Genomic DNA, 26,233 nt, shown 5'->3' on the forward strand with positions numbered 1-26,233 from the left:
GATCATAAAGGAGCAACCATGAGCGCTGAAGCCTTGGCAATTTTCCGCCCTTCGTCCCAGCAGCATACCGAAGCGGCTTACCAGGAACTGCTGGCACACTTCAACGAAGTGTTCACCCGTGTCGCGCAGGGCGCTACCGAACGCGAGCAGCAGCGCATCCTGCCTTTCGAGCAGGTGCAGTGGCTCAAGGATGCCGGTTTCACCACGCTGCGTGTGCCAGAAAGCCATGGCGGTTCGCCTATCAGCCACGAGCATCTGTTCCGCTTGCTGATCGAGCTGGCCGCGGCGGACTCGAATGTAGCGCACCTGCTGCGCAGCCACTTCTCCTTCGTCGAAACCATCTCCCTGCAGCCGGCAGAGTTCCAGGACCGCTGGTTCCCGCGGGTGCTTGCCGGGGAAATCTTCGGCAACGCTGCGACCGAGCGTGGCGGCAATGCCCTTGGCACCACCAATACCAAGCTGGTCCAGACCGGGCAAGGCTGGGTGCTGCGCGGCGAGAAGTACTACACCACTGGCTCGATCTTCGCCGATTGGGTAGTGGTCATGGCGACCACCGACGGGATTGAGGGGCGCCAATACGCCATCGTCGATCGCCATGCCGAGGGCGTGGAGATCCTTGACGACTGGGATGGCTTCGGCCAGCCGCTGACCGGTACCGGCACCGCGATATTCACTGACGTTGCGGTGGAAGAAGCCAATATCATTCAGCGCAAGATAGCTTCCACCCTCGAACCTGCCTTCTTCCAGCTGTGCCTGCTCGCCGTACTGGCAGGTATCGGCAAGGGGGCCCGCAATGCCGCAGCAGGCATCGTTGCCAACCGCACGCGAACCTTCAACACCGGCTCCGGCGCGCTGTTCAAGGATGACGCGCAGATCCAGGAACTTGTCGGCCGTTTGGCGGCCAATGTCTTCGCTGCAGAGAGCATCGTGGTCACCGCAGCCCGGGAACTGGATTCGGCGCTCGACGAGGATCTGGGCTTGGACCCGCAAGCGGCCTACCTGCGCGCAGAGCTTGCCGTCCAGCAAGCCCACGTGGCCACGCCGAAGCTGGTCCTGGACGCCACCAGCGAGCTCTTCGACGTCACCGGGGCCTCGGCGATTTCGACCTCCAAGTCGCTGGACCGCTTCTGGCGCAATGCCCGCACGGTGGCCACCCACAATCCGGTGGCCTTCAAGGCACGCTCGGTGGGGGACTACTTCATCAACGGCAGCATTCCTACTGGTTTGAACTCGATCGGCGAAGCAAAGGCAGGAAAATAATCATGGGTACTTTCAACGAACGCCCGCGCTTGCTGCTTTCGGCCTTCTTGATGAACACCTCCAGCCATATCCTTGGCGGAATGTGGCGCCACCCCGAAGCGCAGCAGCATCGGTTCCATGAACTGGGCCTATGGGTTGACCTGGCCAAGAAGCTGGAAGAGGCAAAGTTCGATTCGCTGTTCTTCGCTGACGTGGTTGGCCTTTACGGCGAGCATGAGGGTGGTTGGGCATCGCACGTACGAAAGGGACTGCAGGTCCCCAGCCATGATCCGCTGGTCCTGCTTTCGGCATTGGCCGCCAGCACCAAGGACATCGGCCTGGCGATGACCAGCTCGGTCATCCAATCCCATCCATTCCAGTTTGCCCGGCAGATCTCCACCCTGGATCACCTCTCGCAGGGGCGTGTGGCCTGGAATATCGTCACCAGCGTACTGGAAAATGCGCACCGCAATTTCGGCGGGAAAGAACTGGTCGGGCATGATGACCGCTACGGTTGGGCCGAAGAATACGTCGACGCCGCCTACAAGCTGTGGGAGGGCTCCTGGGAAGAGGACGCCTTGCTGGCCGACAAGATTTCCGGAATCTACGCAGATCCGGCCAAGGTCAACAAAATCAACCACCGCGGCGACTACTACTCCATTGACGGTCCGCACCTGGCACTGCCAAGTGCCCAGCGCACCCCGTTCCTTTTCCAGGCTGGTTCGTCGGCACGCGGTTCGCAGTTCGCGGCCACTCACGCCGAGGCGACCTTCCTCTTTGCCCCGCACGCACAGTACGTGGCGAAGAAGAATGCCCAGCTGATCGAGCACCTGGCTGCTGCCGGACGCGGCCGCGATGACATCAAGGTCTTTGCCGGCTTGTCCTTCCTCGTCGGTTCCACGGAAGCTGAAGCCAAGGCATTGGAAGCCGAATACGACGAGTACCTGGACTTGGACGCCATCATCGCGCATATCGGCGGCGGTATCGGAGTGGATCTGGGCGGACTGGACCTGGATACCCCGATCGGCCAGATCCAGACCGAGGGCGCGCAGGGAGTACTTGAAGCAGCCCGGGCTTCGGTGCCCGGCGGCAATCCGACCCTGCGCGACTTGGCCTACTACCGCGCCAAGGCACAGCAGATTTCGGGGACCCCGGAACAAATTGTCGATGAGCTCGAACGCTGGCAGGATGCTGGTATCGATGGCCTGAACGTGATGAATCATGTTCTTCCCGGCTCCTACGACAACTTCATTGACGGAGTGCTGCCCGAACTGCGCCGCCGTGGCCTGGCCCAAAGTGGATATGCCGAGGGCAGCCTGCGCCAAAAGGTCTTTGGCCGTGGCGATTACCTGCCCGCGCATCATCCGGCGGCTAAGCACCGCGGGGCGTTCTCGCAGAACAGCGCGGCAGCCACTGGGAAAGCGGTTCAGCTGCAGCAGTGAATTCCGAACGCTTGGAAGGCCAGTGGCATGGGCGGGTCCTGCCAACTGGACGAACTTCAGTACCTGGACGCCAAAAGTGCCAGCGACGCGGTATGGTGTCGTGCATGGACACGCAGCACGTAAATAATTCGGCAACAATCCGCAGGCTGTTGAGCACGCCTGGACGCTGGGCGGTTGTCGGGCTGACCAACAACCCTGCTCGCGTAGCTCCGTCCATCGCCCGTTTCCTGCGTGATGAACTGTCGATGCAGATTATTCCGGTGTCGTTAGGCGCGGAAACTGTAATGGGCGAAGCGGGCTTCGCGAAGCTTGCTGACATTCCAGGCCCCATTGACGTGGTGGATTGCTTCGTGAACTCTTCCAAGGTGGGAGACATCGTTGACCAAGCCATCGCCGTGGGAGCGAAGGCGGTGTGGTTGCAGCTGGGCGTCATTGACGAAGCCGCCGCCCGACGGGCCAAGGATGCGGGACTGGATGTAGTGATGGATACCTGTCCCAAGATCGAGTACCCATTTCGCTAGCGAGGCATTGATGGCAACAACAGCTGGGCAAGAAGAATTGGAAAATGCGTGGACGCAGCTGTGCCTGCGCATGCCGTGCGCTTACGCCGATTATCCCTTTGGCCCTGACAGCACCGTATTCAAGGTGGCGGGCAGGGATCCGGGCAAAGGCAAAATATTTGGGTTGCTCATGCACCTGCAAGGCGAATTGGTGCTGAACCTGAAATGCGAACCGGCTCTGGCAGACCAGCAGCGCAGCGAGCATCCGCAGATCACCGCGGGCTATCACATGAATAAGAAGCACTGGAATTCGGTTCGTGCAGGACTCGACCCGCAACTGATGGGCGAGCTCATCGAGGATTCATACGATTTAGTGGTCGACGGCATGCCCCTAAGGGATAAAGAATACATTCGTTTGCAAGGCGCAATTAACAAGGGAACCCTAGACTAGAGACATGTACTTCATCGTTGTTAAATACCAAGTAAAGCCAGAATCCACCCCGAACTTCATGGGCCATGTCGCTGAATTCACCGCGGCAACCCGCGCCGAAGAGGGCAACATCTTCTTCGATTGGTCCGTGAGCGTCGAAGACCCCAACGAATTCGTCCTGGTTGAGGCCTTCCGCGATGACGAAGCCGCGGCAAACCACGTGAACTCCGCCCACTTCGCAGCCGGTCTTGAGTCCATGCGACCACACCTGGTCTCCACCCCGAAGATCGTTTCCCGCAAGGTAGACGGCGAAGGCTGGGATTCCATGGGCGAACTGGTCATCGACTAAGTTATTGGGACAAAGGCAAAGGGAAGAACCTCTTGGTTCTTCCCTTTGCCTTTATCTTTGCCCTTGGGCTCTAGCGTCCGGCCTTGTTGCCGAAGCGGCGTATCAGTACCAAGGCGATGCCTGCCAGGACAACGACACCGGCGACGATGCCGATCCAGCTGGTGCCGAATCCGGTATCGGCTAGATCTTCGGAGTCCCGGTTCTGGGAATCATCCTTCTGCTCGTCCTTAGGCTCGCCAGACGAGTCAGGGGACCGGGTCGCGTCCCCAGTTGGCTCTGGCGAACTGGTAGGTTCTTCGGTCGCGTCGTCGGTTGCATCCTCAGATGGTTCCGGCGATTCAGTTGGCTCCCCGGTTGGCTCATCCGAAGGATCCGGCGACTGCGTTGGCGCAACAGGCTCTTGCAGGACCGCGCGGCCCAGCGGAGCCGGCTCAACAACGTCATGTGCCTTGAAGTAGTTCACGGTGGCGTCCAAATCGATCTGGCCGGAGTCAGCATGATCGGTGCCGGCGGCAAACGCGGCGAAGTTATCGCCACCGGTAGCCAGGAATGCATTGGCTGCGACACGGAAGGTTGCTTCCTCGTCCAGCGGCTCGCCCTTGAAGGTGATGTCCTTGATGTGCTCGCCCTGGGCAGCATCCTCGACGTAGGTGTAGGCGAGACCCTCGGAAATGCCCAGATGCAGCTTGTTGCGTTCCGAACCTGCAGGCTGCCACTGCTGCTCCAGGGCCTCGCGGATCTGCTCCCCGGTGAGGTTGAAGGTGATCAGGGTGTTGGCGAATGGCTGGACCTCGGCTGCGGCCTTGTAGGACACTGTGCCATCTTGGCCGTAGAGCAGGTCGGCACGCAGGCCGCCTGGGTTCATGAATGCGATCTCGGCTGGTTCGCTGGCGAAATCCTCATTAGAGGTAGCCCATAGGTGGATGTCGGCTACGGTGTTGCCCAGGGTGGATTCAACGCCTCGGTCCTGGCCGGGTTCTTCTCCACCACGAAGGATGTCTTCAGAGATGGCGCCGATCTTCACGCTGCCGACCACTTCAGCTTCCGCTTCAGCGGCGCTAACGATTTCTGCGACCTCGGCATTGGCATCAAAGTTGCCCACCCATTCGCCGTCAGCGCCCTCGGTTGCCAAGGCGATGCGCTCGGTAGCGGCCTCGGTGACTTCGCCAGTCTCAGGATCTACCTGCAAGGAAACCTTGCCCAAAGTGGTGCCGTACTGGTGGGACTGGATCACCGGGCGGCCCGCGATTTCGCAGTCGTAGGACTGGTGGGTGTGGCCCGAGAAGATCGCGTCGATCTCGTTGCTGGCCTCGCGAACGAGCTCGCCATAGGCGCTGTCTTCTTCGGCAATATCTGCGCACTGATCGCCAGCGGAACCGTTGTGGGTCAGCAGCACCACTACATCTGCCTCGCCGTTCGCTTCATCGCCATCGGAGAGCTGCTCAGCTACACGGTTCGCTGCTTCCAGTTCGCTGCCGAAATCCAGGTCGGCGATGCCAGCTGGGGAAACCAGTGAAGGCATGTCTTCGGTAACGGTGCCAATGAAGCCCACGGAAATACCGGAGATCTCGCGGATCGCGTATTCCTGGAGGGCAGGAGCCGTGGTGCCCTTTTCATAGACATTGGCGCCCAGTGCGAAGTCTGCGCCGTTGACACCGCTGGAATCGGCGTAGCTGTCGATGACGCGTCCGGTCAGGTCCGCGAATCCCTTGTCGAACTCGTGGTTGCCTACTGCCGAGACATCCAGGCCGCCAGCACCCAGGGCAGCGATGGTTGGTTCGTCATCCTGCGAGGCGGAAGCGAAGGTTGAGGCGCCGATGTTATCGCCGGCGGAGACGAATAGGGTGTTTTCGTTTTCTGCACGCATTCCATCTACAGCACCGGACAGCACAGCAGCGCCGGCAGAGCTTCTGTCAGCAGAAATGCGGCCATGGAAGTCATTGATGCCAACTAGATCAATGGTGACGGCTTCAGTACCCGCGGCTGGCGACAGGGAAGCACTCTGCGTGGATGTAGCCTGAGCTGTTGCGGCACCGGTGGCGGCCAGCGAAATCGTTGCCAGCGAAGCGAGACCGAGTTTTCTTATCTGCCTGAATGCAGGCATGGGTACTCCTAAAAGTGACGAGTGTGACAAGACATATGTCTATCGCATCTGAATGAACCTGTCGATGCTTTGGCGTTAAATTTAGGTGCAGAAGTACAAGTACTGTCGGTTATTCAACAGAAGCAACCTCCCAGCCATAGGCCAAGAGGTTGCTTCTGATTAGAGGAGTATGCAGTTATTGCTGACGCTTATGCCGCGGGTCACCTGCGGTGACGGTGGAAGTTCCAAGGATCGCACTCAGCAGCAGCATGGCTGCTCCAATGAACATGAGGGTGGAGACGACCCAGCAGGCAGTGGCTGCCTCGCGCTGCGTGGTGGTCAGTGCAAAACTGAAGATGCACACGCTGGAAACCAGTAGGAGGACTCCGGGGATTCGTGTCTTCATCATGCGCCCTTGCAGTAGAGGATCAGGCCAAGCCATCGCAGAACATAATCGCTAACGTGTTGAATAATATCCATTTTGCCACAAGTCCATCGATTTGACGATAAGCCTTAAGGTGGATGTTTCCGTGCGATGTCCTGCGTACGGCTATGAGGGCCGGCGAAGCTGCCTGACTGCTAGATGCAGGATTTGAGGATGTTCCCGATCGCGGTGTGCTCTGCCTTGGTCATCCAAACGTCGTATTTGGCTTTTACCTGGGTCTGCCGCGAGACGTAAGTGCAACGGAAGCTCTTGTTGGGTGGCAACCATGATGCCGCGTCCTTGTCGCCTTTGGAAGCATTAGTGGGGCCATCGGAAGCCAGCAGGTTCAGCGGGTCATTGGCAAATTCCAAGCGGATCTCGGCATCCCAGCGCTGCGCGCCCTTTTGCCAGGAATCGGACAGGGCGACAACATGGTCGATTTGCACGGAGGTGCTGGTGCCTTGGCCGCGCTTGAATTCGATGGTCTTGCCCGTGTAGGGATCATCGAACGTTCCGCTCAATACAACGCAGGGTCGCGTGGCCGGTTTATATGTCACGTCCACCAAATCACGCGAGAGGATGTCGTTGCGCGCATCGCATCCATTGCGGTCCGGATCTTTCCATCCCTTGCCGAATTCCGCTCTGTCGTAGCCGGTTTTTGGTGCGCGGCCTTTGACCGTAACTTCATTGAGCAGTTCAAGGGATTCTGCGTAGATATCACGTTGTTCTGCGGTGCTTGGCGTCGGTGCGGCTTGGGCATCAGGAAGGGGCGGGAACTCAATGGTCTCCAATGAAGAGCACGAGCTCAGAACCAGGGTGGACAGGAGGGCGAACAAAGATAAGGTGCGGCGCAGCGAACGCATGCGGTAGTACTACTCCTAAGGTGGCTGGTGCTTGAGCTAGAAGATGCTCTGACTTGAACTATAGGCAGTGGAGCGGACCATTTAGCCGTCCATGATCCGTGTTGTGGCGTGAGGTCGGATGTACCGGCTTCAAGGAATGCTGCTACTCGAGCTCAGAAGAGCCCAGACCTGGAAAATCGTGTTCGAAATAGTCCAAGATCTTCTGGGTTGCGTAGTAGTCCAGAAGGTGGGCAGTGGTGAGCGGAAAGACGCTGCCGCTCTGCACCGATGGCAGCTGGGCTAGTGATTCATCCGAGGTAAATGCCGTGGTCGCTTTCTTGTTTGCGGCCAAGAGGAAGGTGGCATCTCCAGTGAGCGTTGCTGGCAGATCCCTGTAGCTGACGAAACTGAAATCTTCCCTTGGCTGTGTGGAAGTGTCGAACTTCTTTGGCGTGGATACCACCGTGAAGCCGAGTCCTCTGAACAGCTGCGCATGCGGCCCGGTGGTTTTAGCGATCGGGGATATGCCATGGGCTGCGTAGGAAATGATTGAAGCCGTGGTTCCGGATGGGATTGCCAGCATGCTTCTCAGTGCTGAAACCCGTTCGTTAATGGCTGCAGTGTTCTGCTGTGCTCGTTCTTCGGTACCAGTGGCTTCCCCGAGCAACTTTGAAAGTTCGTTCCAGTCCTTATCTGCGTAGTCCACGACAATGGTTGGTGCAATCTTCCTCAGCGCACCTACGTTGTCGACTTCGGAGTCTGCTCCTGTTGCCGCCACGATGATGAGGTCGGGTTTCTGGTCCTCGATTTCTTCCAGATCGAACTTCCCGATCTCGTAGAGCGGATCAACTTTGCGGTCCGAGGCAACATCAGCCCAATGCTTGAAGAAACCGTCGCCATCGGTATCAGGCCCCGCCGGCGCCGTTGCGCTGGCAATGACCGGCGCGTCCAGGGCCAGCAGTGAACCCGTGAGTCCTACCGAGGTCGAGACGATACGTTCAGGTTTTGCCGGGATCCGTATGGGGTCATGCATTGAATCAGTCAAGGTGCGTGGCCAATGCCCGGCTTCAAATGCCGCGGTGCCCGCATCTCTCCCTTGCTCGTCAGGTAACGCCGCGCAAGAGCCAAGGGAAAAGGCCAAGATGCCAAGGCACAAGGCAACTGCGATTCGGGACAAGCTGGGACGCACTAGGATTCTCCTGGGCCGACGGCCAGAAAATGGCTAGGCGGCATTGAACGGCAATGAATTACTGGAAGTCTTTCCGAACCTATTTTATGTTCCCCAGACACGGGCCCGTGCGCTGGTACAAGAACAAAAGGAATCAGAGTGGCATCGCAAACGGTTATTTCCTGCACAGGGTGGAGCCTTCAGGGAAAGCTGGCTTCCCCTCAAGCAGCGAGTGGGTGAAGGCGACAAGATCTTCATTGAGTGCCGAGTCTGCCCCGACGAGCGGCATGTGGTCCAGTCCGGAGTACTCGAGGTAACCAATCTGGGCATCCGGGGTGCAAGAACTTCTGAAGAACTCGCGCTGCATCGAGGGCAAGACCAATGAATCAGCAGCGCCCTGGGCAATGAACGCCGGGTAGCCCGCCGGAACGATGGACGAATTGCGTTTCAGCACCGAGTGCAGCTGGCCGTCGAGAGCCTCGGAACTGAGAATCGGTTCGAAGAGCTGGCTGGCCTGGGCCAAGCCGGTCAGCGCGCCCGTACCGGAAAAGCAATTCTGGGATAGCTGGTTTACCGCCATGCGAGAACGGGTCGTCAACCGCTCGTCGATGCCCAGATCCGGATACAGCTGGTTCCAGCTGGCGGCAATGTAGCTGGAAATGATTTTTCCCGCCGCGGTATCAGCAACCGACTCGGCCAATTCCGGAAGGTTGGTTGCCGGGGCCATGGCGGCGATGCCGAGAATCTCCAGGTTCGGAGCGTAGTCCCCGGCGGCTTCAGCCGTAGCCAGAGCCGCATGCCCGCCCTGGGAATGGCCCCACACTACGCTGGACTGTCCTAGCCGGACTCCTCGTGAATGCAGGTCTTGCAGCTGACCTGCAGCAAGAGTCGCGTCAAGCACCGCGTACGCCTCGGCAGCCGGAATCAAATAGGGATGAGGGCCGGCGGTGCCCAAGCCGACGTAATCGGTAGCGACTACTGCCCATCCGCCAGCCAACATGGTTTCACGGGCAGCAGCTGGACCATCATCATAAGGATTCGGTCCCATGGACAGCGCGCACTGGGACATGACGCCCTTGGTCCCATTGGCCCATGAGATGACAGGTAGGGTTCCCGTGGCGGACTCGGCCACGGTCACCACGCCCGAAGCTATTGCAGGAGAGCCATCGTGACCTTGCGTCGTATACAGAATTCGCCAGGCGAGAGTGTTCGGCAGAGTGCTCTTGGCCAGCGGTTCCGCGCGCAGCAACTGGCCATGGGCAGCAGGAACGCTAGCTGGCGGCAAATAGAAATCATCCGCGGCGGCCGTATCGCTTTGGCTATGCAGAAAAGCGGTGATCGTTCCGAGTCCGAGCACGGCGACGAGGCCAATGGCGCTCAATCCTGTCAGGCTAGCGCTACGCGCAGCGCGGAGCCAGCCAGGAATTGCCGGAAGGCGAGGCCGGAGAAAAGACCACAAGCAGTGGACTCCCAAAAGGAATAACCAGCCGCCGAAAGCGACGCCGAGCACCCACAAGGAAAGCCTGGGCCAAAACATCACCAGAGCCGCGCCAAAGACACCGGCAAGTGCTGTGAGAGCGCCGCGGAAGGAATGCTGCCGCTGCCCGCGGAGCACCGCTGCAAGTCTGAGCACTCCGCCCAGGAGAAGAACCAGTGAAGTCGCCAAAGCCAGGACCGGCAAGCTGGCGCGATGCCAGAGCGGGAGGGCGACCCCGCTGAGCGCCAGCAGGCCGCCAGAAAGCATCACTGGCCAGCGGCGAACGGAGTCCTGTTGAGCCTCGGCAAGGCGCACCAGGCCCGCAATCAACAGGCCAGCGCCCAGCAGCCAAATAATCAGCCGGACCGCGCTCGCCGAGTTGAGCATCAGGACGAGTCCGAGGGCAATCAGCAAAACACCGCCGAGAAAGCGCGCGAAGTTGCTGGTGCTATCGGGCTGAGCCATGGACACTCCTCGGATAACCAGTGCGGATGCGATGCTTCCAAGGTTATCCGGAGTTAAAGAGCTTGTCCCTGTGCGTGCCGTTGTGATGCTGCGGATCACTCTGATCCAGCTTTTAGCGGCGTAATCTCCCCTCGCGCAGGGTCCAGTAAGAGGAAATGTGGGAGGAACGCTTGTCGAGGTGCCAGTGCCGCGCAACTTGGCTGATCTCTTTGACCGTGGAACGCTCGGCATGAGCGATTAGCCCAAGCCGCAGATGGGGCAGCGGCAAGGAACGGAGCTCATCGGCCAGCAGTGAGCTGCGGCCCGCCGGAACGCCGTCACGCGGCACCCAGCGTAAATCAACGCCTGGAGGATGTTTCACGTCAAACATTGCGTTCTGATCGGCAACTTCGAGCAACGCTAGACCGCGCGCATCCGAGGGCAATGCTTCGAGGGCTTTGCAGATCGCCGGGATGCCTGCTTCATCCGCGGCCAGCACGTAGTAGTCGGCATTCAGCGACAATGATGACTTGCTCCGTGAGGGGGAAATAACCAGTGGGTCCCCGGGCTGCGCTGTCCCGGCCCAATGGCCAACAGTCCCAGGCTCCCCATGAACTACGAAGTCGATCGCTATTTCCGGCACAACCGCGTTGATCCAACGTATCGTGTACGACTTGGAACGCGGAACCTGGTCGCGGGGCAGGCGCTGCCGCAAGGCGCGCAGATCATAGGGAGGCTCTAATCCGAGGGCGGGGTCAGCGGCAAAGACTTTCACGTATTCATCAATCGCCCCGTTGGAACGGTAGCCATCCAGATCGGGGGCGCCGGCAATGATGCGCACCATCTGGGCGTTCAGCTGTTCTACCCGGGTGATGGTCAGAATGTGCTGATCCACCTTTTCCCTTGGCGGATCCAGATATCCCAAGGCGGGGGTGTGCTGGGCCAAGGGCTCCTCGTAGGTTTCCGAGTAGCTGCGCGTCTGCGCAGGAGCAAATGGCTGCGGGGCAAGCTGCTGCGCGGGCCCCTGCGCCGTTGAGTGGTGGTAGTGCTTGAACGAGGTGCGCAGTGTCTTATCCAGGACTTTGCGTGCCGCGGTGAGTGCCGCCGCGGCGCCGGCACGTTCGGCAGCGGCCAGCAATTCGTCGGTTTCCTGCTCGTTGAGCACAGAGCTGTTGCCGATGTTCCGGTACAGCTGCTCTTTGGCCATCGCGTATCCTGCCTTTGCCCCGGCCTTTTCGGCCTGAGCGAGGATTTCCAGGGTGAGCCCTTCCCTTGGCGTCACCGTGTACTGCGGACCGTAGCTCTTGTACTTGTGGTGCTTAGACATGGTGTGCCCCTAACCCGGCCGGTGTGGGCACCAGCCTGTATGCCTGAGTATGGGGTATATCCGGCGTGGAAAACAAGTAATTTCAAGCTGGAGGGCAGGAAGTGTTCAAGGCCTGGGGTTCGTGCCATTTCCAGCGCGGAATTCCGGGGATTATTCGATATCCGATTCATTCGACATGGGGCATATCCGGTCACTAAAATCAGCTTCATGTCTGATACCTTGCCACCGTGCCCTGAATGCTCCAGCGAGTACACCTACGAAATGGATGCCCTGCTGGTCTGCCCAGAGTGCGCACATGAATGGAACGCTGAGGCCGAAGTAGCCGAAGCTGTCGAAGCAGTGATCAAGGATGCTGTCGGCAATGCGCTGCAGGACGGAGATACCGTCAGCATCACCAAAACCATGAAGGTCAAGGGCGCGCAGAGTGCGCTGAAGGCTGGAACCAAGGTGCGCAATATCCGCTTGGTCCAAGGCTCTGGCGACCATGATATCGCCGCCAAGGTGGACGGCTTCGGCCAGATGGAACTGAAGTCTTCCATCGTCAAGAAGATCTAGGCGTTCCGCCCGCAGTTCCTCAGGCTCCCAGCATCTACGGATGGTGGGAGCCTTTAGTGTTCCATGCTGCTTGGCACGTGCCACGGCATGCAAGGTGCTCGGCTGCGCCGCTGGCGGGAATCCTCAGGCCATGGGCTAGGCGGCAGAAGAATCCTGCTGGCTCTTCTTCTTGGCGTACGAACGGGCCGCCCGCACGCGATCACCGCAACGCGTGGAGCACCAATGCCGGCGGCCATGGGTCTTGAGCAGGTAGCGGGTGCATGGCTCGGCCTCGCATTGGGCCAGCAGGCCCGCTTCTTCGCTGCTCAGCAGTGCTGCGGCGTCCTCGGCAAGTCGCGACATGGCGTGCTCGGTCAATTGCGTGGCGGGGTGTTCCAATGCGCGGAAGAATCCTTTGCCCGGCTCATGGTGCAGCAATGGGGTGCTCGGTGCTGCCAGCAGTGCGGCGTTGATGCCCTGCAGCACTTCCCGGGCCACGGGCGTGCCCGTTGCGCTGGCATGGAAAGCTTTCCTGATCTGGCTGCGAAGGGTGACCAGCCGATTCTGGCAATAGCTTTGCAGCGCCGCTTCCTGGGGCACGAGACCCCGCACGATGAGCCATTGCGTGGTGTCCTCCGGGCTAGCCAGCGCGTCGAAGCTCTTGCCGCCAGGCAGCTGGATTTCGCTGTTGGCCAGATCGATGCTGCAGTGCTGCGCGGTTCCGGGGCTCGGGGGAAGGGGCATCTGGGACATGTTCCTCATGGTATCAGTATTGTTTTACCGTGATCATCTGCTAGTGTGTGTATCACGGTAAAAAATTGAAATAACATGAGAAAAGAGGTTGGCCTTGCAGCCAGTGCCACGATTCGGCTCCGCTCCCTTCGCCCTGTCGGTTCACACCGGAGGCGGACCCGGTGTAGGGCAAACCGCCCAAGATGGCCTGCAGGACACCATCGATATCGCCAAGGCTGCGGATCAATCCGGATATCACCGTTTCTGGATGTCCGAGCACCATGCCATGCCCGCGCTGTCCGTGGCATCGCCGCTGCTGATGATGGCCCGGCTTACCGCCGACACCCAGCGGATCAGGTTGGGCGCGGGTGGAGTGATGCTGCCCAACCATGCGCCGCTGGTGGTCGCGGAGCAGGTTGGCATGCTCGAAGCGCTGGCTCCGGGGCGCATCGACCTGGGTGTCGGGCGCGCGCCAGGTACCGATGGGGCCACCGCGGCCGCGTTGCGCCGCGGAACCGGATCCAACGAAACCTTCGACGAGCAACTGGCCGAGCTCGTGGGATTCCTGAATGATGATTTCCCTGCAGGGCACCCCTACAGCGAAGTCCATGCAGTGCCCGGCCCGTGGCAGAACGAGCAGAACCGCCTGCCCGCACCGGAAACGCAGACCCCGTTGTGGATCCTGGGCTCCTCGCCGTATTCGGCGCAGCTGGCCGCGCGGCTGGGCCGGCCCTACGCCTTCGCCTTGCAGTTCGGCGATGCCGATATCGACACCGCGCTGCGCATCTACCGCGAGAACTTCGTGCCTTCGGCAGTGCTCGACCGTCCGTACGTGCTCATCAGCCAAAGCGTCATCGCGGCCGAGGATCCAGAATACGCCCGTGCCGAGGCCTCGACTATGGCGATGGCCATGCTGCGGATGTTCAAGCGTGAACCCTTTGCACTGCTATCCGCCCAGGAGGTCGCAGGATATCCGGCCACGCTCAATGAGCGAGCGATCATTGACATGTACACCAACCGCACCCTGGCCGGCACGCCTTCCGAAGTGGCCCAGCGCCTGGAAGCGCTGCAGCAGTGGACCGGAGCGGATGAGTTGATGATGGTCCTTGGCAGCCACACCCCTGGCGCAGCGGTGCAAACCGTGCAGCTCATGGCCCAGCACTACCGGCCGGCTAAATAAAACCTGAAACACCCGGTGCCGTATGGCGCCATCTCGACACATCGGAAAGAGGAACTCACTATGTCCGCACCACGCAGAGCACTAATCGTCATCGACGCACAGCAGGAATACTTTGATGGCCTGCTGCAGATCCAGTACCCGGATCGCGAGCAGTCGGTAGCCACCATCGCCAATGCCATGGACGAAGCGGCAAAGGCCGGGATCCCGGTGGTTGTCGTGCAGCACCAAGCGCCCGAGGGATTCCCCGTCTTCGCCCCGGAATCCGCTACCTATGCCCTGCACCCGCAGATCCAGGATCGGATGGAAGCTGCAGAGCACCAATTCTCCAAGAACTATGCCAGCATCTTCGCGGGTACAGGCCTGGAAGAGTGGCTTCGCGAGCGTGAAATCACCACGTTGACCCTGGTGGGCTACATGACCAATAACTGCGTGATCGGTTCTGCCGCGGCTGCCGAACCGCTGGGGTTCGCCGTGGAAGTGCTCTCCGATGCTACCGGCGCGATCGACATTGTCAACGCTGCCGGTTCCATCCCCGCCCAGCAGGTGCATGAAACCCTGATGGCCGTGCTGAATTCCAGCTGGGCTGCGGTGGCCCCGACCGCTACCTGGATCGAGGCAGTGGCCTCGGGTGCTGCACTGCCCGGCGATAACCTCATCGAATCAGCTGCTCGTGGCCGTGCCGGCCAATAGCCAGGTGAGCGTCCTGTAACTGGCGGATCGCATCTTGTAGAAGGTGTGGTCCGCCATTTTTCATCTCCGGGCTGTCCGGGCAAAGGTTGACGCAAGCGGCCTGCGCGAACAAGACTCGTGCTAGGACAAGGCGGCAAGAGCTAGGAGTTCATCGTGGGTTCAGCAAGCGCGGACGGACAACTCGACGCGATCATCATCGGGTGGGGCAAAGGCGGCAAGACCCTGGCAGGCACCCTGGCCCGGGCCGGGCAGCGGGTGGCGTTAATCGAGCAGTCCACCCAGATGCATGGCGGTACCTGCATCAATATCGGTTGCGTGCCGACCAAGGCCTTGATCCACGATGCCGAATCCCGCGATGGCGCCGGATACGACCAGCAGGTCTTCCAAGCCGCCGTCCAGCGCCGGGACAAGCTCACTGCCATGATGCGCGCTAAGAATTTCTCCATGCTCGACGACCTGGAGTCGGTGCTGCTGGTCAACGGCAAGGCCGCATTCACCGGACCTCGAAGCGTCAGGGTCACTGCCGGTTCCGATGAGCTGGAGCTGAGCGCGGCGAAGATCATCATCAACACCGGCGCGCTTCCCGCGGTCCCGGACATTCAAGGGGCGCAGATCGGCGGGCGGGTGCATGATTCCACAACGATCCAGCATGCCCAGCTGCCCAAGACCCTGGCTGTGGTGGGCGGGGGATATGTCGGCATCGAGTTCGCCTCCATGTTTGCCCAGTTCGGATCGAAAGTCACGGTGCTGGATCGCGGAAGCCGTGCACTGTCCAAGGAAGACCCGGATGTGGCCCGGGAAGTCCAGTCCTGCCTGGAAGACGCCGGCGCCGTGATCACCAGTTCTGCTTCGGTGCGTTCGATCAGCCAGGACGAGCATGGCGCCACCGTCAGCTACGAACGCCAGGGCCGGATGCACCAGCTGAAGGCGGATGCGGTGCTGATTGCCCTGGGGCGGGTGCCGAATACTGCCGGCCTGGGGCTGGAAGCCGCCGGGGTCCGGACGGGCACCCGCGGGGAAGTCGTGGTGGACGAGTTCCTGTCCACCAATGTCCAGGGCATCTATGCCCTGGGCGACGCCAACGGCGGTCCCCAGTTCACCTATGTCTCGCTCGACGATCACCGGGTCGTGGCCAGCGGGCTGCTGGGAGACGGAACACGCAGCACCAAGGACCGGGTTGCTGTTCCGTACACCATCTTCACCACCCCGCCGCTGGCTCGCGTCGGCTTGAGCGAGGAGCAGGCTGAACAACAGGGGCTGCAGGTCAGGATCGCGGTGAAGAAAGTTTCCGAGATCGCCGCCATGCCGCGCCCCAAGATCGTGGGCGACCCGCGGGGCATCATCAAGTTCGTTGTCGATGCGCGCAGCGAGAAGATCCTCGGAGCGGCGCTGATGCACGTGGACTCCCAGGAAGTGGTCAACCTGGTGGCATTGGCCATGCGGCAGCACATGACTGCCGCTGAACTGCGCGACCAGATCTTCACCCACCCCTCGTCCACCGAAGCGCTGAACGAGGTGCTCGCGCAGCTAGGCTGAGGCCTGGACCTGCGCGGCATCGATGAGCGCTGCGAGCCCGGCCCGCGGCTTGTTCGCGCCGAAAGCAGGCTGGCCCGGCTGCAGGCGCAAGCCTTCAGCCAAAGGGCCGATCGGCAGCGGATCAAAGCCGAAATCATCAACGATCAGTGCTACCTGGTCAACGTCGGAGTCCAGATCACCGGCCAGCGCGATGGCCTTGCGGTGCTCGGCGCCGGCCGGACGGGACTCGTCCTCGAGGTCGTGGTAGCCCATGTGGTTGAAGGCCTTGACGATCCGCGAACCTGGCAGGAACTCCTGGATCAACTTGCTGGTGGAGACCTGAGGGCCGTTCAGGTCCTCGCGGATGCCATCCGTTTCCCACCAGTAGTTCATGGCGTCGATGACCAGCTTGCCTTCGAGCTCGGCAACCGGAATATTCCGGTACTTGCCCAGCGGCAGGGCCAGTATGGCAATGTCGGCTTCCCGCGCGGCGGTTGCCGGATCCACGGCCAGCGCGCCCGGAGTCAGGATCTCGATGGTCAGGGCAATGGCGCCGGGGTCGCCGGAGCCGGCGATGAGCACCTTGTAGCCGGCCTGCAAGGCGCGGCGGGCAAGAACCGTGCCGATCTTTCCAGCGCCGAGGATGCCGATGGTCTGCTGTGTCATTTTCTCTCCTTCAGGCATGTCTTCGAATCCGGGTCTAGCTCTCGGAAAGCATTTCGCGTACCAGCGGGATGACCTTTTCGCCGTAGAGTTCCACGGCACGCAAGCGGGCGCCAACTTCTACCGCGCCGCCGGAGTAGATCAAATCGAAACGGCCGATATCCAAGGTCTTGAGGGTCTTGGCGATCTTGCGGGCCACGGTTTCCGGCGAGCCGACGTATAGCGAGCCTTCGCTGATCTCGTGCTCGAATTCACCGCGGCCCATTGGGCTCCAGCCACGGGACGCGCCGATGCGGTCACGCTGTTCCTTGTAGGCGTCGAACATGTGCTCGCGGGCCAACTCGTCGGTATCTGCCACGAAGCCAGGGGAGTGCAGGCCCACCGGCAGGGTTGGGTGGCCGAACTGGTCGTTGGCCCGGCGGTACAGGTCGATGTAGGGTGCGAAGCGCTCGGGGGACCCGCCGATGACAGCGAGCATCATGCGCAATCCGTAGTGCGCCGTGCGGATGACCGACTGCGGGGAACCGCCCACGCCCACCCAGGTGTTCAGGCGGCCGGACTCGGTCTTCGGGAAGACTTCCATATCCTCCAGCGGTGCACGCTTGGTTCCCTGCCAGGTCACCGGCTTCTCGTCGAGCAGCTTGTGGAACAGGTCGATCTTCTCGTCGAAAAGCAGTTCGTAGTCAGCCATGTCATGGCCGAACAACGGGAAGGACTCGGTAAAGGAGCCGCGGCCCAGCATGACTTCGGCACGGCCGTTGGACAAGGCATCCACAGTAGCGAAGCGCTGGAAGACGCGGACCGGATCGTCGGAAGACAGCACGGTCACGCCGGATCCGAGGCGGATCCGCTCGGTCGCCGTGGCAATGCCCGCCAGAACGGTCTCGGGGCTTGAGATGGCGTATTCGGGGCGGTGGTGCTCGCCGACAGCGATCACATCGACGCCGGCCTGATCGGCCGCGATGGCTTCCTGGACCGTGGCGCGGATGCCCTGGGCATGGGTTACCAGCTTGCCTGACTTGTCGCTGGGTACGTCGCCAAAGGTGTCGAGGCCGAATTCGATGTTCTCGAAGGCGTTCATTGCGTGCTCCCTGTAGTCCAGAACTTTGTTGATGCATCAATCATGACTCAAAGTTATTGACGTGTCAACTATATCCGGAGATTGCGCCTCGACCGGTCTCCAGCCCAGCCGCACAGGCGCCAGAACGCATCGGACTCGGGGCTGGAGCAGACCTTGGAGCACTGCTTAGCGCCACATCATCCAGGCATGCAAAACGGCGGCTCTCCTCGATGAGGAGAACCGCCGTCCAGGGGTGGGCCAGAAACTAGCCGAAGTACTTCTTCATGGTGCCCTCGGAAGCCTCGCGCAGCTCGTCCACCGAAACGGTGAACTCGCCCTGGACTTCCAGGACGCCGGACTGCGCATCGACAATGCCCATGCGGGCCACGGTGACACCGCGGGCACTGGTCATGTCGTTGAAGCGGACCTCTTCGCTGCGTGGAACGGCAACCAAGGCGCGTGCCTGGGACTCCGAGAACAGCGCGGTGAAGGAATCGATGCCGTCACGCTGCTTGATCTCGTCCAGGGCCACGCGGGCGCCAACGCCGTAGCGCAGGACCATCTCGGACAGCGCTGCAAGCAGGCCGCCCTCGGACAGGTCGTGCGCGGCGTCGATCATGCCGTCGCGGCTGGCGTTGATCAGGATTGCGCCCAGTGCCTTCTCGGCAGCCAGGTCGACCTTTGGCGGCAGGCCGCCGAGGTGGCCGCGCAGGTTGGCGAACTCCGAGCCGTCCAGCTCATCGGCGGTGGTGCCGATCAGGTAGATGGCCTGGCCGTCGGCCTCTTCGCGCCAGCCCGAAGGGGTGCGGCGAGCGACGTCGTCGAACTTGCCCAGGGTCGCCACCACAGGGGTTGGGTGGATGGCCTTGTCGCCGGTCTGGTTGTACAGCGAGACATTGCCGCCGGTGACCGGGACGCCGAGCTCCATGCACGCATCGGACAGGCCGCGGATGCCCTCGGCCAGCTGCCACATGACATCCGGGTCCTCTGGGGAGCCGTAGTTCAGGCAGTCCGAAACCGCCGCAGGGATCGCACCGGAGGTGGCGACGTTGCGGTAGGACTCGGCCAGCGCCAGCTGGGCGCCGGCATACGGGTCCAGGTAGGTGTAGCGGCCGTTGGCATCGGTGGCGATGGCCACGCCGAGTCCGGTGGACTCGTCGATGCGGATCACGCCGGCATCATCCGGGGCGGCCAGCGCGGTGTTGCCGCCGACGTAGCGGTCGTACTGGTTGGTGATCCAGGACTTGTCGCACATGTTCGGGCTGGCGATCAGCTCCAGGGCGGCGGCCTTCAGCTCTTCGCCGGTAGCTGGCAGGTTGGCGCCGGCTTCCGAGGACTTGAAGGTGTCAGCCTGCAGCGCATCCTGCCACTGCGGGCGGGCATACGGGCGGTCGTAGACCGGGCCGTCGTGGGCGACGGTCTTCGGGTCCACATCCACGATGACTTCGCCATTCCAGGTGATGATCAGCCGATCGGTGTCGGTGACCTCGCCCAGCCAGGAGTACTCCACGTTCCACTTGGCCATGACGGCCTCGAACGCTTCGATGTTCTGCGGGGTGACTACGGCCATCATGCGTTCCTGGGACTCCGACATCAGGATTTCGCCCGGGGTCAGGGTGGAATCGCGCAGCAGCACGTTGGTCAGCTCGACCTGCATGCCGCCTTCGCCGTTGGAAGCCAGTTCGCTGGTGGCGCAGGAGATGCCTGCGGCGCCCAGGTCCTGGATGCCCTCGACCAGCGAGGCCTTGAACAGTTCCAGGCAGCACTCGATGAGCACCTTCTCGGCGAACGGGTCGCCCACCTGCACCGCAGGGCGCTTGGAGGGCTTGGTGTCGTCGAAGGACTCCGAGGCCAGCACCGACGCGCCGCCAATGCCGTCGCCACCGGTGCGCGCACCGAAGAGCACGACCTTGTTGCCCACGCCCGAGGCGTTGGCCAGGCGCAGATCCTCGTGGCGCAGTGCGCCCACGGCCAGTGCGTTGACCAGCGGGTTGCCCTGGTAGATCGGGTCGAAGACGGTTTCGCCGCCGATGTTCGGCAGGCCCAGCGAGTTGCCGTAGCCGCCGATGCCCGAGACCACGCCGTGCACGACGCGCTGCGAGTCCTCGTGGTCGATCGCGCCGAAACGCAGCGGATCCATCACGGCGATCGGGCGGGCGCCCATGGAGATGATGTCGCGCACGATGCCGCCGATGCCGGTAGCGGCACCCTGGTACGGCTCGACGTAGGAAGGCGAGTTGTGGGACTCGATCTTGAAGGTCACGGCCCAGCCGTCGCCCAGGTCGGTGACACCGGCGTTTTCGCCCATGCCGACCATCAGGTCCTTCTTCATTTCCGGGGTGACCTTCTGGCCGAACTGGCGCAGGTGGTTCTTGGTGGACTTGTACGAGCAGTGCTCGGACCACATGACCGAGTACATGGCCAATTCAGCGGCGGTCGGACGACGGCCCAGGATCTTCACGATCTCGGCGAACTCGTTGTCCTTCAGGCCCAGCTCTGCCCATGGCAGTTCTACATCCGGGGTGCCCGCTGCGTTATCGACGGTGTCGATATTGAATTCCTTAGTGGCTTCCTGGCTCACTTTTTGCCTCCAACAAGGTGGGTCAGAACGCTGGTGAAGAATGCCAGCCCGTCGGTGCCGCGGTGGTCCGGGCCGAAGCCGGCCTCAATGGCGTGCTCCGGGTGCGGCATCAGGCCGACAACGTTGCCGGCCTTGTTGCTCACGCCGGCGATCGAGCGGCGCGAGCCGTTCGGGTTCCAGCCCACGTAGGAGAACGCGATGCGGTTTTCAGCTTCGAGCTCGTCCAGGACCTTCTCGTCGGCCACGTACTGGCCATCCTGGTTCTTCAGCACGATGGTGATTTCCTGGCCTGCTTCGAAGCCGTTGGTCCATGCGGTCTGGTTGTTCTCCACGCGCAGCAGCTGATCGCGGCAGATGAACTTCAAGTGGTCGTTCTTGATCATCGATCCGGGCAGCAGGTGCGACTCGGTGAGGATCTGGAAACCGTTGCAGATGCCCAGCACGGGCAGCTTGGCATGGGAGTTCGCGGCATCTGCGATCTTCGCCATCATCGGTGCGAAGCGGGAGATCGCGCCGGCGCGCAGGTAGTCGCCGTAGGAGAAGCCGCCGGGGATCACCACGGCGTCGACATCCTGCAGGTCGGTGTCGGCGTGCCACAGGGACACCGCTTCGGCACCGGCTGCGCGCACGGCGCGAGCGGCGTCGCGGTCATCGAGGGTGCCCGGGAAGGTCACCACGCCGATGCGCGCTCCGGAAAGTGCAGTGCTTGGCGTTGAATAGTCGCCAATCAGGGGAAGTTCGGCGCTCATTAGTCTTCGAATACCTCGACGTTGACGACATCTTCGATCACCGGGTTGGAAAGCAGGGTTTCTGCAGCCTCGCGAGCCTGGGCGAGGATTTCTTCGGTCACCTCGCCGTCCACGGACAGTTCAAAGCGCTTGCCCTGGCGGACAGCTTCGAAGGAGGTGAAGCCTAGGCGGGGAAGAGCTCCCGCGATGGCCTTGCCCTGAGGGTCAAGGATTTCTGGCTTGAGCATGACATCTACAACGATGCGGGGCATCCGGCATATCTCCTGTTGGCGAGGTTAAGTTAAATGCCACACGGAGATGCCGTCTCACACCAGGGGGATTTGGCGCTCCGCGAGCTTGCCTTCATAGTCTACCCGTGAATGTGATGGGGAAAACGTCCCTGTGCGCGATAGCACCGATATCCTGCGGTTTAAGTCATGTGATCTTAGGCTCACGGGTTGTCGAAGCGCGCTCGACGCGTATGCTGAAACTGTGAAAAATGCTAGTCAAACCGTCTGCGCCTGCCGAGCCCTGGACGCTGTGAAGCCGTCCTACGAAAACTGCTGCAAGCCCTTGCATGACGGAAGGGAAGATGGCTCCTTGCTGCCGCAGACCGCGGAGCAGCTGATGCGCTCACGCTACAGCGCCTTCGTGCTGGGGCTGTCGCAGTATTTGCTGGCGACCTGGCATGAGAGCACGAGGCCCAAGGAACTGGACGTGGATTCGCAGATGCGCTGGACCGGCTTGGAGATCATTTCAACCCGTGCTGGCGGCGCGGCGGCCTCCCGCGGGGTGGTTGAATTCGCTGCCAACTATCGCGACGGCCGGCATGAAGCGCAGCAGCATGAGGTCAGCACCTTCGTGAAGCAGGACGGCGCCTGGTTCTACCTCGACGCCCTCTAGGACTCAGCGCTTGGCTGCGGCCTGCAGCATGGTCAGCATCTGGCTCTGTTGGCGTTCACGCGCTAGCTTGAATGCATCAGAACCGGAGTGGTCCTCCAAATGCGGGTCTGCCCCGTTGATAATCAGCAAACGCGCGATGGTGATGGCATTGGCGGTGCCCTGGCCCAGGACAATGGTTTCGTGCAGGGCCGTCCAGCCCAGGTCATTAACCTGGTCTACCGGGATATCGGTGCGGAGCAACTGGCGCACGGCCTGAACCCGGCCATTCTCGCTGGCGACGGTCAAGGCGGTCCCGCCCATGCGATTTACCGCCGTGAGGTCGGCCCCGCCGTCAATGAGAAGCTTCAGCGTTTCAACCTGGCCATTGGCGCTCGCGCGCAGGAACGGCGACTCGTAGAAGTCGTCCTTCTTGTCGGGATCCGAGCCTGCTTCGAAGAGGGTCTTGGCGATGGCAGGGTTCTTGTTGATGACTGCACGCATCAGCGCGGTGCGACCGGCCTCGTCCTGCGCGTCGAGGTCAGCTCCATCCTTGAGTGCTGACTTGACGTCCTTCAGCTTGCCTCGATTCACTGCAGCGAACAGCTGCGTGGTGGCCTTGGACATTTCGGCCGCTGAACTGGGAAGCGCCTTGATGGAGGCACCAGTGTTGGCACCCGAGGCCAGGGGCGACAGCGATGTCTTGGAGCTTTCGGGCTTGGCCGGAGTGCCGGCGGGCTGCTTGGCTGAATTGCTCGGAGTCGTGGTGGGAGCAGTGGCATTGTTCCCGGTTGGAGCCGGAAGCGGGACGCTGGAGCTTGCTGCGGCCTTGCTCGGAGCGGGCAGGGATTTTTCGGTGGCACTGCTGGAAGACGGGGCGGGAACCGGGGTGGAAGAAACTTCATGAGCCTGGGGTGAAGAAGCGGCGCAACTCGTGCAGGCGCCGATCACGGCAGCAAGGGGGAGTGCAAGCAATGCAATGCCACGGCGATGCGTGGATAGCCCGGTATGAAGTGCCATCTGTCCTTTCGCGGTTAAACAACCCTTCCCCGTATGGCTTTCGCATCATGCAGGGATTCTGCTCAGTAACTTTTGATCAATTGAGAGCTTAGCGGCCAAAGCTGAAAATTTGCGGTCAATCAGCGCCAAGATTTCTCTGTGCTCGGTGCCGGCCGATCTTCGCTAAAATCATAAGCACCATGGAATGCCTTTACTTTTCTGCCTCCCGTTGCCGCTCATGCACCTTGATGACGGTGCCTTACGCCCAGCAACTGCAATCTAAGGTGGCGGATTGCCAGCAGCTGCTGGCCGGCTTCCCGGGCCTGGAATTCCTTCCGCCCCAAGCCAGCAGCGAACAGGGCTTCCGCAACAAAGCCAAAATGGTCATTTCCGGAACCACCGGCCAGCCGACCATCGGCATCCTGGATGCCGACGGCCACGGTGTCGATCTGCGCAACTGCGGAGTCATCGCAGCACCGCTACGTGCCGTATTCCCGGTCATCGAGCAGTTCATTCATGATCTGAAGCTCATTCCCTACGACGTTCCCAAGCGCAAGGGCGAACTCAAGCATGTGATTCTCACCCTGTCGGATACCGGTTCGGTGATGGTCCGTTGGGTATTGCGCACCAAGAAGCATTTTGTGGCACTGCGTGATTCGCTGCCGCAATTCCTTGAGCAGCTTCCACGCCACAGCGTGGTGTCGGTGAACTTCTTGCCTGAGCACAAGGCAGTGCTGGAAGGCGAAGAAGAAATCATTCTTACCCGCCGAACCACCTTGGAATTCGGGCTGAACGGCGTACCGATGCACCTGCGCCCCCAGGGCTTCTTCCAGACCAACAGCGAGATCGCTGCCGCCTTGTACCGGCAGGCCCGCCAATGGATCAACGATGCCAACCCCGAAAGCGTTTGGGATCTGTACAGCGGGGTGGGTGGTTTCGCACTGCATTGCGCTACCGAGGACCGTACCGTGTACGGCATCGAGACCAGCGGGGAAGCCGTTGAATCGGCAAAGACCAGCGCCAAGACCATGGAGCTGGATGACATCCATTTCAGGGTCCAAGACGCAACCGAATTCGCGCTGGGTGCCGGCTGGGCGCCAGAGGCGGTAATCGTGAATCCTCCGCGCCGCGGTATCTCCGCAGAGCTATCGAAGTGGCTGAACGAGTCCGATGTCCAGCACATCATTTACTCCAGCTGCAACGCGAAGTCACTGGCCAGGGACCTGGAGCGTTTGGAGAACTACGCTCCGCAGCAGGCTCGCGTCATGGACATGTTCCCGCAGACCAGCCACTACGAAGTCATCGTGAAGCTGGAGCGCAAGGCCGCCTAGCGATCCAGGGTTGCGGTGCGTCGGTCAAGGCGGCCGACAATCTCGTCAACGATGTGCGGGTCGATATTCGGTTCGCGGCGGGCCTTGAGCAGCTCGTCGCGGGCGGCTTCCAGGGCGATGGCCTGGATCGAATCGGCCTTGGCGATCACCGCGCGAATCTGCGTGTACTTTTCGTCCGAGATCGCATCGTGCGGATCCGGGTCCTTGGCCAGGATGGTATGCAGCGAGTTCATGCGCCGGCGCACTGCCTGCTGGTAATTCTCCGGCAGCTCTTCGAGCTGCACGTTCTTGCGCAGCGCCGCCAGTGCGACAGCCTCGGCGCGGCGGGCCAGGGCCCGGCGGGCACGCTTGGCATCTTGCTCGTTGTTGCGCAGCTTCAGCACGCGCATCAGCGCTGGCAAGGTCAGGCCCGGGAGCACCAAAGTGCACAGCAAGACGGAGCAAGCGGCGACCACCACGAAGTTGCGTCCCTCGATGGCCGATCCATCCGCTGCGACCTTGGGCAGTGCCAGGGCCAAGGCCAAAGTCGCCAGCCCGCGCATGCCGCACCAAGTGAGCACCAGCGCATCCTTGCGCGCAGGAATCTTGGGCTTGCTGCGGTTGGGCAGGTAGTAGGTCGCCAGCATCCACAGCGCACGCACTGCGATGACCACGAAGCAGATCGCGGCGATGCCCGGGATGAAGCCGATCAGGTTGCTGCCTTCCTCCTGGATCACCTGGTTCATCTCGATGCCCATCAAGCCGAAAGCCAGGCCGGTGGCCAGCAGCTCGAGCACTTCCCAGAAGGATTGCCGGGTTAGGCGTTCGGCAGAGTCCTGGGGGCGGTCCCGCCGCACCATTTCAAGGGCCGTCACCACCACTGCGATGACCCCTGAAATATGCAGCTCCTCCGCAATCATGTAGACCGCATAAGGTGCCACCAAGGTGGCCGCGCAACGCGCTGCCAGGTTGGGAACGAAGCGGTTCAAGGCGCCGATGGCCCAGCCCATGGCCAGACCCAGGACTACCGCCCCTGCGGCACCGAGCAGGAACTGCGGAATGATTTCGAGTCCGACTTCCGAGCCATTCAGGGTTGCCTGGACGGCCAACTGGAAGATCACGATGGCCATTGCGTCGTTGAACAGGCCCTCGGTTTCCAGCAGGGACGTCAGGCGCCGCGGCATTTTCACCTTGGTGGCAATTGCATCCACCGCGACCGGGTCAGGCGGGGCCACTACTGCGCCCAACGCCAATGCCAGCGGAATGGAAGCGATGGGGGAGAAGGCCAGCGCGGTAGCGGCCACGGTGCCTGCTGTCACCACGATGAGCACCACGGCCAGCCGGATCAGGGCCTTCCAGCGGAAGCGGAACACCGACCAACTGCTGCGCTGGGCCGTAGCGAAAAGCAAAGGCGGCAAGAAGATCGGCAGGATCAGCTCGGGCTCAATATGCATTTCGGGCATGAACGGCAAGAAACCTGCCAGCGTCGCGAAAATCAGCATCAAGATCGGGTAGGGCAATTTAATGCGTTCCCCGATGCCGACAATCAGGATCGTGGCGAATAGCAGCGCGATAACCAGCAGGAAAAACTCCATAGTCTTACTATTCTAGTTTCTCCGCGCAGTTATTCAGGGGTT

25 protein-coding genes are annotated in these 26,233 nt (G+C 61.3%); 11 read left to right on the plus strand and 14 right to left on the minus strand.

All coding sequences use genetic code 11. The features are described 5' to 3' along the window. Positions 1-18 precede the first annotated feature (18 nt). From ACIOU9_RS15710 to ACIOU9_RS15730, 5 genes are all read left to right on the plus strand, one after another. Positions 19-1,260, plus strand: a complete 1,242-nt coding sequence (locus ACIOU9_RS15710; RefSeq protein ID WP_388024581.1) for an acyl-CoA dehydrogenase family protein — start codon at positions 19-21, stop codon at positions 1,258-1,260. A gap of 2 nt (positions 1,261-1,262) precedes the next feature. Further along, complete coding sequence (locus tag ACIOU9_RS15715) at positions 1,263-2,681, plus strand: NtaA/DmoA family FMN-dependent monooxygenase (protein WP_105657963.1); 1,419 nt, start codon at positions 1,263-1,265, stop codon at positions 2,679-2,681. Positions 2,682-2,785: 104 nt separating this feature from the next. Continuing rightward, positions 2,786-3,202: a CoA-binding protein gene (locus ACIOU9_RS15720; RefSeq protein ID WP_133834325.1), complete on the plus strand. Its 417-nt coding sequence runs from the start codon at positions 2,786-2,788 to the stop codon at positions 3,200-3,202. A gap of 10 nt (positions 3,203-3,212) precedes the next feature. Then, entirely contained in the window at positions 3,213-3,632 is a 420-nt protein-coding gene (locus ACIOU9_RS15725) for an MmcQ/YjbR family DNA-binding protein (protein WP_133834326.1), read from the plus strand. Between the two features lie 4 nt (positions 3,633-3,636). Next, positions 3,637-3,960 carry a putative quinol monooxygenase gene (locus ACIOU9_RS15730; protein WP_105657965.1) on the plus strand — a complete coding sequence of 108 codons (324 nt, stop codon included), beginning with the start codon at positions 3,637-3,639 and terminating at the stop codon, positions 3,958-3,960. 70 nt (positions 3,961-4,030) lie between these two features. Here ACIOU9_RS15730 and ACIOU9_RS15735 read toward each other — a convergent pair whose 3' ends face one another. The 6 genes from ACIOU9_RS15735 to ACIOU9_RS15760 all read right to left on the minus strand — a co-directional run bounded on the left by ACIOU9_RS15735 (position 4,031) and on the right by ACIOU9_RS15760 (position 11,725). Then, positions 4,031-6,064 carry a bifunctional UDP-sugar hydrolase/5'-nucleotidase gene (locus tag ACIOU9_RS15735; RefSeq protein WP_133834327.1) on the minus strand — a complete coding sequence of 678 codons (2,034 nt, stop codon included), beginning with the start codon at positions 6,062-6,064 and terminating at the stop codon, positions 4,031-4,033. Positions 6,065-6,239: 175 nt separating this feature from the next. After that, positions 6,240-6,452 (minus strand): hypothetical protein, encoded by a 213-nt coding sequence (locus ACIOU9_RS15740; protein WP_105657967.1) that lies wholly within the window; start codon positions 6,450-6,452, stop codon positions 6,240-6,242. A gap of 170 nt (positions 6,453-6,622) precedes the next feature. Then, positions 6,623-7,330 carry a DUF1524 domain-containing protein gene (locus ACIOU9_RS15745; RefSeq protein ID WP_388024577.1) on the minus strand — a complete coding sequence of 236 codons (708 nt, stop codon included), beginning with the start codon at positions 7,328-7,330 and terminating at the stop codon, positions 6,623-6,625. 142 nt (positions 7,331-7,472) lie between these two features. Beyond that, positions 7,473-8,498: a Fe2+-enterobactin ABC transporter substrate-binding protein gene (fepB, locus tag ACIOU9_RS15750; protein WP_286172249.1), complete on the minus strand. Its 1,026-nt coding sequence runs from the start codon at positions 8,496-8,498 to the stop codon at positions 7,473-7,475. Between the two features lie 154 nt (positions 8,499-8,652). Next, positions 8,653-10,419, minus strand: a complete 1,767-nt coding sequence (locus tag ACIOU9_RS15755; RefSeq protein ID WP_388024574.1) for a lipase family protein — start codon at positions 10,417-10,419, stop codon at positions 8,653-8,655. A 112-nt stretch (positions 10,420-10,531) separates the two neighbouring features. Beyond that, positions 10,532-11,725, minus strand: coding sequence for a siderophore-interacting protein (locus tag ACIOU9_RS15760; protein WP_388024572.1), 1,194 nt, complete (start codon positions 11,723-11,725; stop codon positions 10,532-10,534). A 207-nt stretch (positions 11,726-11,932) separates the two neighbouring features. Between ACIOU9_RS15760 and ACIOU9_RS15765 the strand changes: the two genes are divergently transcribed. After that, positions 11,933-12,280, plus strand: a complete 348-nt coding sequence (locus tag ACIOU9_RS15765; RefSeq protein WP_332595209.1) for a zinc ribbon domain-containing protein YjdM — start codon at positions 11,933-11,935, stop codon at positions 12,278-12,280. 135 nt (positions 12,281-12,415) lie between these two features. Here the strand turns inward: ACIOU9_RS15765 and ACIOU9_RS15770 are convergent, their stop codons facing one another. Further along, on the minus strand, positions 12,416-13,012 hold the full coding sequence (locus ACIOU9_RS15770; RefSeq protein WP_332728319.1) for a CGNR zinc finger domain-containing protein: 597 nt from the start codon (positions 13,010-13,012) through the stop codon (positions 12,416-12,418). A gap of 103 nt (positions 13,013-13,115) precedes the next feature. Here ACIOU9_RS15770 and ACIOU9_RS15775 point away from each other — a divergent pair, with 103 nt between their 5' ends. The 3 genes from ACIOU9_RS15775 to ACIOU9_RS15785 all read left to right on the plus strand — a co-directional run bounded on the left by ACIOU9_RS15775 (position 13,116) and on the right by ACIOU9_RS15785 (position 16,397). Beyond that, a complete protein-coding gene (locus tag ACIOU9_RS15775) occupies positions 13,116-14,171 on the plus strand; it encodes an LLM class flavin-dependent oxidoreductase (RefSeq protein ID WP_388024655.1) in 1,056 nt (351 codons plus the stop codon). 60 nt (positions 14,172-14,231) lie between these two features. Continuing rightward, entirely contained in the window at positions 14,232-14,861 is a 630-nt protein-coding gene (locus tag ACIOU9_RS15780; RefSeq protein ID WP_105662391.1) for a cysteine hydrolase family protein, read from the plus strand. A 153-nt stretch (positions 14,862-15,014) separates the two neighbouring features. Beyond that, positions 15,015-16,397, plus strand: a complete 1,383-nt coding sequence (locus ACIOU9_RS15785; protein WP_388024570.1) for an FAD-dependent oxidoreductase — start codon at positions 15,015-15,017, stop codon at positions 16,395-16,397. On the opposite strand, the gene ACIOU9_RS15790 is transcribed toward ACIOU9_RS15785, so the two are convergent. From ACIOU9_RS15790 to purS, 5 genes are all read right to left on the minus strand, one after another. Then, positions 16,389-17,060: an NADPH-dependent F420 reductase gene (locus tag ACIOU9_RS15790; RefSeq protein ID WP_388024568.1), complete on the minus strand. Its 672-nt coding sequence runs from the start codon at positions 17,058-17,060 to the stop codon at positions 16,389-16,391. The genes ACIOU9_RS15785 and ACIOU9_RS15790 overlap by 9 nt on opposite strands. 16 nt (positions 17,061-17,076) lie before the next feature. After that, positions 17,077-18,120: an LLM class flavin-dependent oxidoreductase gene (locus ACIOU9_RS15795; protein ID WP_332595241.1), complete on the minus strand. Its 1,044-nt coding sequence runs from the start codon at positions 18,118-18,120 to the stop codon at positions 17,077-17,079. A gap of 244 nt (positions 18,121-18,364) precedes the next feature. Beyond that, positions 18,365-20,680, minus strand: a complete 2,316-nt coding sequence (gene purL, locus ACIOU9_RS15800) for a phosphoribosylformylglycinamidine synthase subunit PurL (RefSeq protein WP_105657977.1) — start codon at positions 20,678-20,680, stop codon at positions 18,365-18,367. Beyond that, positions 20,677-21,429, minus strand: coding sequence for a phosphoribosylformylglycinamidine synthase subunit PurQ (purQ, locus tag ACIOU9_RS15805; RefSeq protein ID WP_402697504.1), 753 nt, complete (start codon positions 21,427-21,429; stop codon positions 20,677-20,679). The genes purL and purQ overlap by 4 nt, the downstream gene beginning before the upstream one ends. Next, positions 21,429-21,680, minus strand: coding sequence for a phosphoribosylformylglycinamidine synthase subunit PurS (gene purS / locus ACIOU9_RS15810; protein WP_102598679.1), 252 nt, complete (start codon positions 21,678-21,680; stop codon positions 21,429-21,431). Before purS ends, purQ begins: the two co-directional genes overlap by 1 nt. Before the next feature lie 220 nt (positions 21,681-21,900). Here purS and ACIOU9_RS15815 point away from each other — a divergent pair, with 220 nt between their 5' ends. Next, the gene (locus ACIOU9_RS15815) at positions 21,901-22,311 is read left to right on the plus strand and encodes a YchJ family protein (RefSeq protein WP_181148880.1); all 411 of its coding nucleotides are present in this window, start codon (positions 21,901-21,903) and stop codon (positions 22,309-22,311) included. 3 nt (positions 22,312-22,314) lie between these two features. Here ACIOU9_RS15815 and ACIOU9_RS15820 read toward each other — a convergent pair whose 3' ends face one another. Further along, a complete protein-coding gene (locus ACIOU9_RS15820) occupies positions 22,315-23,307 on the minus strand; it encodes an ankyrin repeat domain-containing protein (RefSeq protein ID WP_105657979.1) in 993 nt (330 codons plus the stop codon). Positions 23,308-23,486: 179 nt separating this feature from the next. Between ACIOU9_RS15820 and ACIOU9_RS15825 the strand changes: the two genes are divergently transcribed. Continuing rightward, on the plus strand, positions 23,487-24,617 hold the full coding sequence (locus ACIOU9_RS15825) for a methyltransferase domain-containing protein (protein WP_105657980.1): 1,131 nt from the start codon (positions 23,487-23,489) through the stop codon (positions 24,615-24,617). On the opposite strand, the gene ACIOU9_RS15830 is transcribed toward ACIOU9_RS15825, so the two are convergent. Further along, the gene (locus tag ACIOU9_RS15830) at positions 24,614-26,191 is read right to left on the minus strand and encodes a sodium:proton antiporter (protein ID WP_105657981.1); all 1,578 of its coding nucleotides are present in this window, start codon (positions 26,189-26,191) and stop codon (positions 24,614-24,616) included. The two genes, ACIOU9_RS15825 and ACIOU9_RS15830, sit on opposite strands and share 4 nt — an antisense overlap. Positions 26,192-26,233: the final 42 nt, after the last annotated feature.

Origin of the sequence: Glutamicibacter sp. NPDC087583, assembly GCF_044743685.1 — a bacterium.
GTDB lineage: Bacteria > Actinomycetota > Actinomycetes > Actinomycetales > Micrococcaceae > Glutamicibacter.

What these genes read in the sequence shown, in the direction of transcription:
- ACIOU9_RS15710 (WP_388024581.1), top strand. Translation starts at nt 19, where the DNA reads ATGAGCGCTGAAGCCTTGGCAATTTTCCGCCCTTCGTCCCAGCAGCAT.
- ACIOU9_RS15715 (WP_105657963.1), top strand. Translation starts at nt 1,263, where the DNA reads ATGGGTACTTTCAACGAACGCCCGCGCTTGCTGCTTTCGGCCTTCTTG.
- ACIOU9_RS15720 (WP_133834325.1), top strand. Translation starts at nt 2,786, where the DNA reads ATGGACACGCAGCACGTAAATAATTCGGCAACAATCCGCAGGCTGTTG.
- ACIOU9_RS15725 (WP_133834326.1), top strand. Translation starts at nt 3,213, where the DNA reads ATGGCAACAACAGCTGGGCAAGAAGAATTGGAAAATGCGTGGACGCAG.
- ACIOU9_RS15730 (WP_105657965.1), top strand. Translation starts at nt 3,637, where the DNA reads ATGTACTTCATCGTTGTTAAATACCAAGTAAAGCCAGAATCCACCCCG.
- ACIOU9_RS15735 (WP_133834327.1), bottom strand. Translation starts at nt 6,064, where the DNA reads ATGCCTGCATTCAGGCAGATAAGAAAACTCGGTCTCGCTTCGCTGGCA.
- ACIOU9_RS15740 (WP_105657967.1), bottom strand. Translation starts at nt 6,452, where the DNA reads ATGATGAAGACACGAATCCCCGGAGTCCTCCTACTGGTTTCCAGCGTG.
- ACIOU9_RS15745 (WP_388024577.1), bottom strand. Translation starts at nt 7,330, where the DNA reads ATGCGTTCGCTGCGCCGCACCTTATCTTTGTTCGCCCTCCTGTCCACC.
- ACIOU9_RS15755 (WP_388024574.1), bottom strand. Translation starts at nt 10,419, where the DNA reads ATGGCTCAGCCCGATAGCACCAGCAACTTCGCGCGCTTTCTCGGCGGT.
- ACIOU9_RS15760 (WP_388024572.1), bottom strand. Translation starts at nt 11,725, where the DNA reads ATGTCTAAGCACCACAAGTACAAGAGCTACGGTCCGCAGTACACGGTG.
- ACIOU9_RS15765 (WP_332595209.1), top strand. Translation starts at nt 11,933, where the DNA reads ATGTCTGATACCTTGCCACCGTGCCCTGAATGCTCCAGCGAGTACACC.
- ACIOU9_RS15770 (WP_332728319.1), bottom strand. Translation starts at nt 13,012, where the DNA reads ATGTCCCAGATGCCCCTTCCCCCGAGCCCCGGAACCGCGCAGCACTGC.
- ACIOU9_RS15780 (WP_105662391.1), top strand. Translation starts at nt 14,232, where the DNA reads ATGTCCGCACCACGCAGAGCACTAATCGTCATCGACGCACAGCAGGAA.
- ACIOU9_RS15790 (WP_388024568.1), bottom strand. Translation starts at nt 17,060, where the DNA reads ATGCCTGAAGGAGAGAAAATGACACAGCAGACCATCGGCATCCTCGGC.
- ACIOU9_RS15795 (WP_332595241.1), bottom strand. Translation starts at nt 18,120, where the DNA reads ATGAACGCCTTCGAGAACATCGAATTCGGCCTCGACACCTTTGGCGAC.
- purQ (WP_402697504.1), bottom strand. Translation starts at nt 21,429, where the DNA reads ATGAGCGCCGAACTTCCCCTGATTGGCGACTATTCAACGCCAAGCACT.
- purS (WP_102598679.1), bottom strand. Translation starts at nt 21,680, where the DNA reads ATGCCCCGCATCGTTGTAGATGTCATGCTCAAGCCAGAAATCCTTGAC.
- ACIOU9_RS15820 (WP_105657979.1), bottom strand. Translation starts at nt 23,307, where the DNA reads ATGGCACTTCATACCGGGCTATCCACGCATCGCCGTGGCATTGCATTG.
- ACIOU9_RS15825 (WP_105657980.1), top strand. Translation starts at nt 23,487, where the DNA reads ATGGAATGCCTTTACTTTTCTGCCTCCCGTTGCCGCTCATGCACCTTG.
- ACIOU9_RS15830 (WP_105657981.1), bottom strand. Translation starts at nt 26,191, where the DNA reads ATGGAGTTTTTCCTGCTGGTTATCGCGCTGCTATTCGCCACGATCCTG.